The organism is Snodgrassella sp. ESL0304 (assembly GCF_013344995.1).
Lineage (GTDB): Bacteria > Pseudomonadota > Gammaproteobacteria > Burkholderiales > Neisseriaceae > Snodgrassella > Snodgrassella alvi.
On the sequence record NZ_JAAEDR010000011.1, the window covers coordinates 166,104 to 180,171 of the forward strand.

General features: G+C 38.5%; 8 protein-coding genes. 1 reads left to right on the plus strand and 7 read right to left on the minus strand.

What is annotated here, in order from left to right:
• Positions 1-85 precede the first annotated feature (85 nt).
• Positions 86-7,084 (minus strand): hypothetical protein, encoded by a 6,999-nt coding sequence (locus GYX91_RS03315; protein WP_174829943.1) that lies wholly within the window; start codon positions 7,082-7,084, stop codon positions 86-88.
• 1,377 nt (positions 7,085-8,461) lie between these two features.
• Between GYX91_RS03315 and hslO the strand changes: the two genes are divergently transcribed.
• Complete coding sequence (hslO, locus tag GYX91_RS03320; protein ID WP_174829974.1) at positions 8,462-9,376, plus strand: Hsp33 family molecular chaperone HslO; 915 nt, start codon at positions 8,462-8,464, stop codon at positions 9,374-9,376.
• A gap of 74 nt (positions 9,377-9,450) precedes the next feature.
• Here hslO and GYX91_RS03325 read toward each other — a convergent pair whose 3' ends face one another.
• From GYX91_RS03325 to GYX91_RS03350, 6 genes are all read right to left on the minus strand, one after another.
• Positions 9,451-10,767, minus strand: a complete 1,317-nt coding sequence (locus GYX91_RS03325; protein ID WP_174829944.1) for an aminopeptidase P N-terminal domain-containing protein — start codon at positions 10,765-10,767, stop codon at positions 9,451-9,453.
• Position 10,768: 1 nt separating this feature from the next.
• Complete coding sequence (locus GYX91_RS03330) at positions 10,769-11,152, minus strand: VanZ family protein (RefSeq protein WP_174829945.1); 384 nt, start codon at positions 11,150-11,152, stop codon at positions 10,769-10,771.
• Positions 11,149-11,358, minus strand: coding sequence for a hypothetical protein (locus GYX91_RS03335; RefSeq protein WP_025330322.1), 210 nt, complete (start codon positions 11,356-11,358; stop codon positions 11,149-11,151). Before GYX91_RS03335 ends, GYX91_RS03330 begins: the two co-directional genes overlap by 4 nt.
• 63 nt (positions 11,359-11,421) lie before the next feature.
• Positions 11,422-12,150, minus strand: coding sequence for a YebC/PmpR family DNA-binding transcriptional regulator (locus GYX91_RS03340; RefSeq protein WP_174829946.1), 729 nt, complete (start codon positions 12,148-12,150; stop codon positions 11,422-11,424).
• A gap of 170 nt (positions 12,151-12,320) precedes the next feature.
• The gene (locus tag GYX91_RS03345; RefSeq protein ID WP_174829947.1) at positions 12,321-12,800 is read right to left on the minus strand and encodes a low molecular weight protein-tyrosine-phosphatase; all 480 of its coding nucleotides are present in this window, start codon (positions 12,798-12,800) and stop codon (positions 12,321-12,323) included.
• The gene (locus GYX91_RS03350) at positions 12,800-13,900 is read right to left on the minus strand and encodes a conjugal transfer protein (RefSeq protein WP_174829948.1); all 1,101 of its coding nucleotides are present in this window, start codon (positions 13,898-13,900) and stop codon (positions 12,800-12,802) included. The genes GYX91_RS03345 and GYX91_RS03350 overlap by 1 nt, the downstream gene beginning before the upstream one ends.
• Positions 13,901-14,068 lie beyond the last annotated feature (168 nt).

Below are 14,068 nucleotides of genomic sequence, written 5' to 3' on the forward strand. Positions count from 1 at the left end.
CTATTTTATTAACAGACATTGTTATTATAAACTAATATCGCAACTAAATTGATTTATAAATTGCTATGCTTAAAAATCCATAATTCTACATTTCAATATGAGAGAAATGAAAGTATAAATTATCTGAACCTAGTGGACGATCAGTTTTTCCATCCAAAGTACCATCGTAATATTTAGTTTTTGAAATTGACATTAAATTTATTAATGCATCAATATTTATATTGACGTCTTCATATGATTGATAATCGTGGGTTTTGTTACTATTTCCAATTGAAATCCCTGGGTATGATTGATTAAGTTTATGATTTTGAAAATCTGACTCGAAAAGATTTTCATTTAATTGCTCCTCTGGTTTTTTTTCTGGAAAAATTGATTTGGGAATATCATCAAAATATATTGTTTTGTCATCAAAAATATATTTATAGGCCTGATTATCTTCATTAACAAAAAAATTCTTAAGCATCACAGAATCATTTGTTCCATAAGCTTTTATTATCAGATCCTCCTCAATACGAGAAAACTCAACATTTTCAGAATGTCCACCCCTGAAGATTAATTCATTATTTACAATATTTGCATATTTATATTTATAATCTTTATCATAAATAATATCCTGACCATGACCTTTTTCAAATAAGTATGTATCTTTCTGATATTTCATTCCATACATTATATCGTTACCTTTCCCTCCATTGAAAAAGTTATAATAACCAGAACCATACAACCGATCATCGCCATCATAGCCAATCAAAATATTAGCATCAGCCCAACCTTTTATAGTTTCTGATTCAGAAGTTCCCAGGATTTTGTCATATGGAGCACCATCATCATCATAAATTTCTTCATCTGCATTTTGTTCACCATCAAATTCATGTGAAATAAAACTATTTTCATCTTCACTTAAATTAGGATCAAACTGATGAGCATTTTGATTCCATAATTGATTAAGTAAACTATCTGCATTTTCACCGCTATTTTTTGTTAATTTTATTATTAGATCTTCGAGATAAAGAGTTTTGTCATCAAATTTATAGCTAAATGCACGATGAAAACGGTCTTTGAAAAAATCGGTTAGAGTGACAGAATCGTTTTCTCCGTAAGCTTTAATAATCAGATTGTCTCCTATACGATTAAAAACAGCATTTTCACTATTACTACCCTTAAATATTAATTCATTACATTTAAAGTGTTCATTTATATCATCAAATCCTAAATCATTAATTACGTCTTGCCCATGATTTATTGTGAAAATATAATAATCTTTTTCCCAGTCTCCTCCCTCCATGTAATCATTACCTTCACCACCAATCAGGGTGTCATTTCCTCTGTTACCGTACAAGTAATCATTACCACTGCCTCCGTCTAAAATATCATCGCCATCAACATCTTCCATAAAGTGTACGTTTTCAAAATTTCCACATAGAATATCATTACCATCACCGCCGTTGATTATGTCATTACCACATCCTCCATTTAAACTATCATCGCCGTCATAACCATTTAAAATATCATTGCCGTCCAAACCCATAAAGTAATCATCATTTTTACCGCCTTCAAGATAATCAACTCCTCGCCATCCATCCAGAAAAGTATTATTTTCTGAAACTGTCTGAATCCAAGGCATTTGTGCGATATCATCAAGCGTTAGAGTCTTGTCATTAAAGATAAACTTAAAACTTCTGCCCATAGGATCAGAAAAGAAATCAGCGATCGTGAGAGAATCATCTGTTCCATATGCATAAATAATTAAATCGCTTTTGTTTTCTCCTCCACGAATAAATTTGGCCTGCTGTGAATTACTATTCTGAAATTTTATTGTATCAATAAAGTCTTCAAAATCAGGATCAGCACTTTTCCATCCTTCATCATCTTCATCTGATTTACCTTCACCATAAATCACATCATGTCCATGACCTTTTTGAAAAATATACAAATCAGGACCTAAATCATCCCAAATAATATCATCACCTTTTCCTCCATCTACAATATCGTAACCACTTCCTCCGGTTAATTCATCATTACCATCACCACCATGCAGTTCATCATCCCCATCACCACCGTATAGCTCATCTTCACCGTCTGAACCGTAGAGGATGTCTTTTCCTTTCCAGCCTTTAATTATCGATTTCTGATGATTATTATTTCTATCATAATCGATTTTATTTATATCTTCGAAATTCAGAGTTTTATCTGTAAAATTAAAAATAAAATTCTGATAAAGTTTGCCAGCAAAATAATTGGTAAATGTGACAGAATCTTCGGTTCCGTAAGCTTTAATTATCAGATCGACACCGGTACGACTGAACTTAGCCTGTGAATAACTGGCATTTTCAAAAATTACATTATTGGGATCCGTTTGTTCCCCCCGATCGTTAACAGTGTCATGTCCATGCCCTTTCTGAAAAATATATATGTCCTTTTCATAATCTCCGCCAGTCAGAATATCACTACCTGAACCTCCGATGAGTGTATCCTCTCCCGGTCCGCCATTTAAAATATCATCGCCATCTTCACCATATAAAATATCGTTACCATCTCCACCTTCAAGATCATCATTGCCTGCACCACCATGTAAAGTATCATTACCTGTATAGCCGTAGATGAGATCATTATTTTCTGTACCCCATATAATGTTGTCAGTAGAGTCTCCATCAATAATTTGATTATATTTTTGCGCAATGGTGTTAAGATTTGATGAAAGCAGATTGGACAAGGTCTGAGTTTTTTTATTGTCGGTGAATATAATCTGATCCAAAGGAAGACTATTCTTTCGACCATCAGTAAAACAGCCTATCAGATAAATAGCATCTCCAAATATACCGGTATGGATTATTATCCCTTTTTCATATTGTGTAAAACTCAGTTGATCTAAATTATCTACTATGATAGCAGACTTACCACTATAATCCTCTATAGTGGTTATACCATCTCCGTTTTTGAAAATAAAAATATCATCACCCAGACCACCGTTCAGATAATCATTTCCTCTACCTCCGTAAAGACAGTCATCTCCATCACCGCCAAATAATTTGTCATCGCCGCTACCGCCATAGATAACATCATCTCCATTATCACCTTGTAATAAATCATTACCGCCTCCGCCATAGATTGTGTCATTGCCATTACCACCGTAAATAACATCATCTCCATCGCCATTATTATCTATATCAAATTCATTAGATGCATCACCAATTAATTTATCGTCACCATCACCACCATAAATTAAATCGTTTCCGCCGCCTCCAAAAATAGTATCATCATCAGTACCGCCATCAAGGTAATCATTGCCATATCCACCATCTATATAATCGTTACCACTTTCTCCGAAAATCGTATCATTACCATTATTTTGCGGATGATGTTCTGATGCGTTTTCTTCCATATCTCCATATAATTGATCATTACCTTCACCACCATAAATCAGATCATCACCAAGCTGACCGAGAACCAGATCATCACCTGAACCGGCATAAATTACATCGTTATATTCATTATTTGTAGCGTCGATATGAGTATCGGCAGCCAGACTGAAATCACCTGCTATCTGATCATTTCCCTCACCACCATAAATAATATCGCATCCGCCACCACCGTAAATCAGATCATCGCCAGTACCGCCATCCAGCGTATCATTACCGTATCCGCCAATTAAAATATCATTGCCTGCACCGCCTGAAAGATAATCATCGCCAGCCATTACAGTGTTTAGCTGATAACCTGGCTGACAGTCATCTCCGTATAATGTATCGTTTCCTTCACCTCCAATAATCCAATCATCGCCTCCGCCCCCAACTAAATAATCATTTCCTTCGCCGCCATCAATGTAATCATTACCATGTACAGCGACGTTTTCATCTAGATTATCTCCACAAATTATATCATCGCCATTATCACCATAAAGTTCATCATTATCGGCACCACCAAAAATCAAATCATTATCTTCTCCGCCATGTATATTATCATTACCATAACCTCCATCCAGATAGTCATCGCCGTCATCACCCCAGATGTGGTCGTTACCATTTAGTTCGGAATGGCGACCGGCTTTATCTCCATCATCCCCCCAGATTTTATCGTTGCCAAAACCGCCATGCAGATAATCGTCTCCGCCGCCGCCAATTATTTCATCATTTCCTGCACCGCCATCAATGGTATCGCTACCATGATATCGGGCTTCCATATAGTCATCAATATCACCAAAAAGGCTGTCATCACCATTCCCACCGATGATCACATCATTGCCGCCACCTCCGACTATTACATCATTGCCGTCTCCACCATCAATATAGTCATCACCATGATCAACACCATCCAGTGAATTCAAAAATCCATAACTAATCATACCATCGCCATATAAATAATCATTACCATTACCGCCAATAATATGATCATTTCCACTCATTCCATAAACTATATCATCCCCCTGCTCGAAAACTTCTGAATCTCCCTCAATATAATCATTCAGATTACTGCCTATAATGTAATCATTACCATCCCCGCCATAGAGAAAATCTCCGCCTGTATCTGCTTCGTCATTAATGGCATCGGTGATCCCTTCAATGACCATTCTATCGTTATGGTTATTATATATTCCCCAATTAGGACCTGCATAAATAAGCTCTTTACCTGATGCCGGCATTTGCCAGCGTTCGCCGGGGCGATACCGATTTGATGCATTTAATTTGCTATTTGCATATATATAATCATTTCCATTACCACCTTTAATCGTATCTGATCCGCCTCCTCCGGTCAGCAGGTCATTACCATCACCGCCAAAAATCAGATCATTACCGAAACCGCCATCAATGGCATCGCCACCACCCATACCATAAATTTCATCATCCTCATCTGTACCGTGAATTACATCCTCAAAACCATTTTCTTTTACACCGTTTACAATACTGCCGTCTGTATTGCGATTTTTCCAATTTGGATAATATAGGCCCGTTTTATTTTCATCCATATCAAAATAACCTTCTACTCGGATGATTTTAGTACGCCAGTCTCCTAGAATTTTATTTTTGCCGGTAGAGGAGGGATCCCCACCGCCGCTAAAAGAAATCCCCAGCTTGTTTCCACGCATGATGTCCCATTGTCTAATAGTAAGCGAATTATTTTTATCAGTTGATGACTGAATATTTAAATCACCACTGTTTTCTAATTTTAGTTGCCATTTATCATCTTCAGACTGCCATAGATTTTTTGCTATAACTCGCCATTTATATTCAGAAAATTTTTTATTATTCAGATAGATTATGCCGTTGCCATCATCGTCATAGATTTCATCCTTGCCATCTCCTGAATTAAAATAATAATGATCCATACCATTGCCGCCGGATAAAGTATCATTACCTTTACCTCCCCTTAGCGTATCATTGCCGGCGCCGCCTAACAGATAATCATTTCCATCATTACCAGAAATTACATCATCACCTTTACCGCCAACAATTACATCAGCCAGTTCTCCACCAGTGTATGATTGAGTATTATTTTCTGCCAACATGACTACATGATGTGCATTCTCAATGGTGTTAGGATCTGTACACCAATTTTGACCAGTTTGGTTATCGCAAAATAGAATTGCATCTTCTTTACCAAAGCCATACTGTACACGAATGGACTCGACTAATGATTTTAGTTGTTGATATCCCAGATGTAATGGACGGGCTAGGGGACCAGACTCAGCAATTTGTTGAAGGTGAGCTGGCTGCATTGTTAACTCATTGTCATATTCTTTTGCTTGAGCAAAGCGCATTTCCTGAATCATCCATGTACGTAACTTTATCCAGTTTTCTCCAACATCATTAATTGTTCTAACTTTAGGCATTTCGTCTGGATTTATGATTACTACAGGATTAAGCTGCATCAGTGCATTCAGATACAGCGATACCATTTGTTGATTGCCTTGTTTTTCCCATGTCTGCAACTGCGATAATAATTTTTCCGGCAGCTCATCGATAAACGCCAGCTGGTATTTAAATTCAAATTTGCCCGGCTGGCCGGCAATTTCCTGGCGATGACCATTCACCGGATCAAAGATAAATCCCAATCCTTTATCAGCAAAATTATCGTCATTAATGCTATTAATCCGCGGATCGGATGAATTAATGCTATTGGTATTTAATACTGCTGCTATAATCCATTTTGTTACACCCTTGCCACCAGCTACTTCCCAGTTAAATTTAAATTGCTGTTTTGCAGCGTCGGTATTTTTCTGATTTTCAAAATAACTGCCTTTACATTGGTCAGATGGAGAAGCATAGTCCTTGTACCATAAATTTTGGAGACCTTCTCTACCAAATTCAACCCAATAATCCTTTACCGGGGCATATTTGCTAGTATTATCCACCCACTTTTTCGCCAGTGCCTGATCAGCGCTGGAAATTGGCACTTTTTTATAGCAACTCCAAATCAGTAATCCTGTAACCGGATCCCTGCTCGCTGCCTTTAGCGTTATCGAAGCAATGGATTCAGGTGTACCAGTTAGTTTATTAATATAAATATACCCATTTTGAGCATCGCTCATGATTCCAGATAATCCCAAGCTCATCAACCAGCTATCGACATTGGTGCCTTTGGTAGCCCACATAGCTTCCCACACTTCTTCGACAACCTGTTCGCCTTTGATTTCATGCCCACCAATGGGTTTCCCCGACGCATACTGTTCAATAATGCGCATAGGTTCATACAGCGTCCAGTAGTTAATATCAACATTATTATTTTTAAATACCTCAATATGAAATTCTCGCATTTCCTTATAGCTAATATCCTGGCTTACACTATCTGATCCAGCTTTTTTCGCTAGAATATCTAAATAGCCCAAGGCCATGCCGCGGCGTATCTTATTGGTTTCATCGGTCGTTAGAATATGATTATGTTCATTCGCTACAGCCTGCATAAATTCCAGCGCGCCATTACCGGTAATGCTATCTGAAGAAGCTACTCCATATGCCCATTTAGCATAATGATAGCCACGTTTGGCCAGTTGCTGATACACCGCGCCAACATCGGATAAATCTCCATTTTCAATCTGATTACGCCATGCTTGAATTTCACTTAGACTTACATTTTGTGCTTCTAACATAATTTTCACCCTTCAGTTTTAAATTAGATTGTAGACAACCTCTAAATAAAAATTATTTATATTTTGAGTAATATTTGATTTAAAAATATAATAAAAATTCATTAATATAGAATCAATATTCTATATTTAATTACAAGTTTATTGTTTAAATAAATTAATAAAAATTATATTCTCCTATAACTAATTATTAAAAATAAATTTGAAAATTTATTAATCTAAATACTTAATGCTAAGAAATAAGTTATCATCAAATTATTTTAGTAAACATATTTGGTAAGGAATAAATATAATAAAATCTAGTGTTTAAATACAATTTTTGTCTCCTTTTTGTAGCTGCAAAGGTATGTATAGTTAAATTAGCATAGAGTATATAATTATACAAGTTAAATATTTGATTAATTTAATGATATTTAACTTAAAAAAATGAAATTAATTTATTTTAAAATATAGAATGTAGAGATAAAATCGTTAGTTTTCTACATAAATTTTATAAACTACTTTTAAACCAGAACATAATTTTAAACAATATTTATATTTGTAAAATTTAATTTTATATAATATTTTATGAATTAGGTGGATTTTTGGTTTAAAAAAATTATTGAGAGTTATTCATTATGGTTTTATTTTAATTGCATTAATATTTATATTAAATATATTTTAATTGTGATTACTAATTTATTAATCTTAAATTTAATTAATTTAATTAAAAAGTAAGAAATATGTATTTTATTTATAAATTACCAGGATCAATGCTGGTTTTTAATTAATTGAAGAAAGGTATTTTTACTATTTCATCTAATCTGAACCTTGCTACAAAATGTAGGTGTTACTTTCGGATTTTCACAGAGAGAATCATAACCACTACCATCGTTAAGAATGTCGTTAAGATCTCCTACATGACAGAAATTCTTACCATTGTCACCAAAAGGATATGATTGCTATCCATTTCATAGGCTATAGCTCGGCTTAGCTAAGTTAAAGTTATATTGTGACAAACTGAAATAGTATCAGACAAATTATAAAAATATTTAATGTTATTAATAGTTTAATCTTACTGGAATACCAATAATGTATGAATAAATATTTTAATAAAAATTATTAAACTTAAATAATTATTCATTTTTAATTATAATTTTATTTTTTAATTAAGTATGTGTATTTATAAGTAATTTATTACTTTGTTATAATTAATTTTTGGGCTGAAATTATGAAATGATAATTAAAATTTAATTTATATATATCTGAGTTTAATTTTATATTTTTAGTATAAATTGATTTATTAGGTCAAATATATATTAATGCAAACAGAAATTTCTTTTACTTGATTTTTGGGCGGATGAGGTCATATTGTCTGATTATTTTGCCGAGATTGAAATGATGACAGAAAATAAGATGGTGCAAGCAGATCAGTTAACGAGGTTTATGTTTGATGACTGTCCTGTACGTGGTCTGCAAGTGAATTTGCAGCAGGTATGGCGGCATGTGGCAGAAAATAAAATCTATCCTAAGGCAATTCATCAGGCTCTGGGTGAGCTGACTGTGGCTGCGGTATTATTGGCTAGTAATCTGAAATTTGACGGTAATCTGATTGTGCAAGTGCAGGGTAAGGGCGTTTTGAAAATGCTGGTGGCGGAAGCTACATCGGCAGCAACCTGCCGAGCAACAGCACGCTGGGATGAATCTGCTGTCATTGATGACAATATGACACTGGTAGATTTGCTTGGTGAAGGAGGAATGTTTGTACTGACTTTGCAGCCCTCTCAGGGTGAATCCTGGCAGGGTATGGTGGAGCTTAATGGTAGCAGTATTGCTCAGATGCTGATGAATTATATGGCGCGTTCCGAACAGCTGGCTACGTATATTATGCTTGCTGCGGATGATGAACATGCCAGCGGTCTATTACTGCAAAAATTACCCGAACAGGATATAGATGAAGATAGCTGGACAGAGTTATCAGCTTTATCTGAGACGCTTACGGCAGATGAGTTGTTGCGGCTGGATGTGCAGACATTGTTATACAGGCTGTTTCATGAGCATGAGCTAAGGGTGTTTACACCTCAGAATGTTGAATTTTCCTGTACCTGCTCGCGCGCTAAGGTTGGTGATATGCTGCTATTGCTTGGCGGGCAGGAAGTAGGTGAGGCTGTAGCTGAGCAGGGCAGTATTGAGGTGAACTGTGATTTTTGTCATGCACGCTATGTATTTGATGAGGCAGATGTGAATTCTTTGTTTGGTACTGATATTGTGGCTACTGCGCAGGAGGAACTGGCTGCGCGTCAGCTTAATCATTAAAAGTGCATTTATAAAAAATAGCCGGATAAATGTTATCCGGCTATTTTAATGGCTAATACTGATTAAATTCTGATTTAATGCTGCATCAATGTTTCAATTTCTGCGGTAGTTTTAGGTACAGAAGCAGTGAGTACTTCATTACCGGTTTCTGTAATCAGAACGTTGTCTTCAATGCGGATGCCAATATTATGAAATGCCTGAGGTATATCATCTGCTGCGCTGATATATAAACCGGGCTCTATGGTCGTTACCATTCCCGCCTGAAGCAAAATAGGCTGTTCATTGCTGTCAAAACGGCCACCAACATCATGAACATCCAGTCCGAGCCAGTGTCCGAGCCCATGCATATAAAAACGCCGATAAGTCTGAGTTTCAATATTCTGCTCTAGGCTGCCACGGAGTATGCCCAGATCAATTAGCCCCTGGGTTAGCATGCTGATGGCTGTAGCACTGATATTCTGCCAGTTTGCCTGTTTTACAGTAGAGGTAATGCTCGCCTGGTTAACAGCCAGTACTATATCGTAGATATCTTTTTGTGCACTGCTGAAACGCCCGCTAACGGGAAAGGTGCGGCTAATATCACCAGCATACATCTGGTATTCGGCACCTGCATCAATCATGAGTAAATCATTTTGCTGCAACTGACAGTTATTGCTGACATAATGCAGACAACAGGCATTTTTGCCCCCGGCAACTATGCTGTTGTACGATGGATAGCGTGCTCCGCGTTGCATGAATTCATGCAGAATTTCTGCCTCTACCTGATATTCATACTGGCCGGTACGAGTAGTCTGCATGGCTCGAATATGAGCTTGTGCACTGATTTCTGCGGCAATGCGCATGATCGACTGTTCATGTTCATCTTTGATAAGACGCATCGGATCGAGGATGCTGGTCAGATTTACCAGACTGTCAGGTGCAATCGTACTGCCATTGGCACTGCGATAATTGGCTATACGGGCAACTTCATACCATAATTCAATGAGCTTAGGGTCATTTTCAGGATATAGTCCCCACAATGCGAAGAGTCGTCGGTGACCAGCCAGTGCACGTTTAAGCAAAACCGGCCACTGGTTGATATCATCGGCTGAGTCGAAAGCAAATTGCTCTCGTGCAGCTGTATAACCATAACGGAAACCGTTCCAGATTTCGTGTTCAGGGTCTTTATTGCGGCACAGAAGAGTGGAAGTGTGTTCACGTCCATTCAGTATCAATGCTGCTCCGGGCTCAGGAAAACCGGTCAGGTAATGAAAGTAGCTATCTTGTCTGAAAGGGTATTCTGTGTCATTACTGCGGCGTTGTTCCGGAGCGGCAAATATAATGGCAATGCCATCTTCGCCGATTTTATTCAGTACAGTCTGACGGCGTTGCTGATAAACAGTAATTTCCATTTTAATATTTCTCCCTGCTGATGTTGCGGCGAGCTGTTTGTATTTGACGAGCCAGCCAAAGTGCCAGTGCGGCACCGGTGAGATCGGCTATTGTATCCATTATATCGCCCTCACGTTTAGTGAACAGTGCCTGAATAATTTCGCTGGAAGCAGCCCAGATAATGGCAGTTATAATTAACAGGCGTAGCAGAATCGTGATGCCGGCACTGAAGCAGGCTTTGGACAGGAGCCAGAATTGGCCGAAAAATAGGCCAAAGTGACAGATTTTATCAAATTGCGGAATAGGTACCGGATTACCACTTGCTTTGAAGAATAAAAAATACAGGCTGGCCAGAAACCAGATGGCGGCAAGGAACAGCCATTTATTCATCCATGATGATTTCATAATGAGTCTGTTTCAATTAGCCATTGCTGACACAGGGTAGCCAGACGGTTAAATTTACTGCCGCGCTGTTGAAACAATTGTTGCCATAATTTTACTGTATGTACATCTGGTGCTTCATCAAGGCTGCATTCGTTGAGCCAGAAATCTAAAATTTCAGCGCATTCACCGGCAGAAGCTGTTTGAAAAAGTTCGGTTATAGCTTGCATGAATCAATGGTAATAATATGCTGTTAATGATAAAAACGGACTGAGTAACAGTCCGTTTTATGTTTATTCAGTTTCCAGTACGGCTGTAGTATAAACGTTCTGAACATCATCAAGATCTTCAAGTGCGTCTAATAAACGCTGCATTTTTTCAGCTTCTGCTCCTTGCAGAACGGTTTCATTAACTGCACGCATGGTTACTTCGCCATCGGCCGCGTGCAAACCCGCTGCTTCCAGTGCTTCTTTAATACTGCTGTACTGATAGGGTTCGGTGATGACTTCTTTAGAACCATCTTCCTGTACGATAACGTCTTCAGCACCTGCTTCGAGAGCAGCCTCCATCAGAGTATCTTCATCCACTTCCGGGCTGAAGAGTAAATAGCCCTGATGAACGAACTGAAAGGCTACTGAGCCGTCTGTACCAAGATTGCCGCCATGTTTGGTGAAGGCATGGCGTACATCGGCTACGGTACGGGTTTTATTGTCGGTCAGGCAGTCTACCATAACTGCCGCTCCGCCAATGCCATAACCTTCGTAACGCAGTTCTACATATTCAACACCTTCAAGATTACCTGTACCTTTATCTATTGCCCGCTGAATATTATCTTTGGGCATGTTGGCATCAGTAGCTTTATCCATTGCCAGACGCAGGCGGGGATTGGCATTCGGATCGCCACCGCCCAGACGGGCTGCAATGGTAATTTCTTTAATCAGGCGGGTGAAGATTTTGCCGCGTTTGGCATCCTGACGACCTTTACGATGCTGAATATTGGCCCACTTGCTATGTCCTGCCATTTTAAATTCCTTATTGCTGTGTTGATTTTACGTACCAAAACAATGCCAAAGCTGAGCGCTTTGGCAAGTTTTAATACCATCAAATAATTGAAATATGGTATTAATTTTACCATATTGCTCTTTTATTGAGTAGATTCTATCCGGATAGTATAAACGGCGGGTAATCTGGATTACTGTTTGCCTGCTGAGGTTTGCCAGTATTTGAGCCATGCCTCGCAGCCGGCATGGATAATGGTGCAGGTTTCTGTAAAATTACCGCTGAAATAAGGGTCTGGTACGTAGTCATATTCGCTGTCTGGTAATAAATCGGTAATTTTGTAGACTTTATCCGGACGGCTACACCCAAAAATACGGGATAAGTCTCGCAGGTTTTTATCATCCATAGCAATAATATGATCGTAAATGGCAATATCCTCCGGCTTTACTTCACTACTTTGAAAATCATTAGTACTGATTTGTTTTGCGTGCAGAATTTCTTTGGTTCCTGAGTGCATGTCTTCACCATTGTGCCAGCCGGAAGTACCGGCACTGGCAATTTCAATCTGTTCACTCAGACCTTTTTTTGTTACCAGGTCGCGCAGAATGTATTCTGCCATGGGAGAACGGCAGATATTACCCAGACAGACAAATAATACTTTAGTTGCAGCCATCAGTGACTCCGTGGAAAAAGTGGGTTATGCCCGACCATATTGATAGATTGGGCATAATTAGGCAATTGGGCCTGTACACTGATTGGTTCATGTAACAGGCGAATATTTTCAACATTGCACTCAGCCAGCAGATCAATGAAATTTTGTATTATGCTGTCAATGTTGTCTGCCTGTGTTAGCGGCCAGCGGAAAATTTGTGGCTGAAGTTCAAATACACTGTCGGTTGCGTTGAAACCAAATAATATATTCCCACCTTCCTGAGCAGCAATAACTACTCCAACCCGCGGACTTTGCAGGCGAATCGCCCGGATAGCATTAGTCGTAAAGACATCACAGGCCATTCGCAGACGCATGGCACTGCCAGAGCGTAAGGCGTTTAATGGTGATTGTGGCGCAAGCGGGTTGATAAACAGCGTAGCACCGGCTGTAGCCAGATGAGTTTGCCAGACTTGCATGAGCGGCAGGGCAGTATCTGCCAGATTGTAGTTAAGGGCAGACTGAATGTCTGGTCCGGAAAAACCAAGGGCATAAAAAACCTGTACTGATTGTCCGCTTTCAACTATCAGTGGTGTTTTAGGTAACTGACCGAGAAAATCTGCGGCCATTTGTTGATTTTGTTTAGCAGCATACCATTGACTGGCTTTGATATGGGTCAGGGTAGTATCACTCACAAGATGAGATGCCCATTGAATTTTATTCCATTCATCAGACCATGGACGGTTTTTGAAGATTTCAGCAATGGCATCTGCGGGCATGCTGTCTGGCAGAGAGATATTTTCTTTAGCACCACCTACTATTATCACGGGCAAGGCCAGCCATTGTACTTCTGTCTGATTACGTGCTTGTAATACAGTTTCCATACTGTTCCACAGTGCATTGTAAATATCACTATTGGCCGCCATAGCCAGTGCTACAGAAAGGTTGGTATAGTGATTTTGTGCCAGCATACGGCTGATTTCAGTTTGCAGGCTCTCACGGGCAAGGGTAGTTTGTGCTTTTGATGCAGGTGTTACCAGACTGGCTGCATGCAGCAGCAGTTCGTTTTTAACCTGATCGGTAGGAAATGCGCGGGTATCAGGCAAACAATGATGGGTGTTCATGATGTTTGATCGGTTTTATTTAGTAGGCTTAGTAAATATTCTATTGTAACAAATTAGTTTTGTCTGAAATGTATATACTGATATTTGTCTGATATTTTGTGCTTGCGGCAAAAGCTGTACAACAAGCAAACATATGACTATCCGGCTTGAAACTGAAATGTGCTGCCC

Coding starts and splice junctions, on each gene's coding strand:
- GYX91_RS03315 (WP_174829943.1), bottom strand. CDS start 7,084: ATGTTAGAAGCACAAAATGTAAGTCTAAGTGAAATTCAAGCATGGCGT.
- hslO (WP_174829974.1), top strand. CDS start 8,462: ATGACAGAAAATAAGATGGTGCAAGCAGATCAGTTAACGAGGTTTATG.
- GYX91_RS03325 (WP_174829944.1), bottom strand. CDS start 10,767: ATGGAAATTACTGTTTATCAGCAACGCCGTCAGACTGTACTGAATAAA.
- GYX91_RS03330 (WP_174829945.1), bottom strand. CDS start 11,152: ATGAAATCATCATGGATGAATAAATGGCTGTTCCTTGCCGCCATCTGG.
- GYX91_RS03335 (WP_025330322.1), bottom strand. CDS start 11,358: ATGCAAGCTATAACCGAACTTTTTCAAACAGCTTCTGCCGGTGAATGC.
- GYX91_RS03340 (WP_174829946.1), bottom strand. CDS start 12,150: ATGGCAGGACATAGCAAGTGGGCCAATATTCAGCATCGTAAAGGTCGT.
- GYX91_RS03345 (WP_174829947.1), bottom strand. CDS start 12,800: ATGGCTGCAACTAAAGTATTATTTGTCTGTCTGGGTAATATCTGCCGT.
- GYX91_RS03350 (WP_174829948.1), bottom strand. CDS start 13,900: ATGAACACCCATCATTGTTTGCCTGATACCCGCGCATTTCCTACCGAT.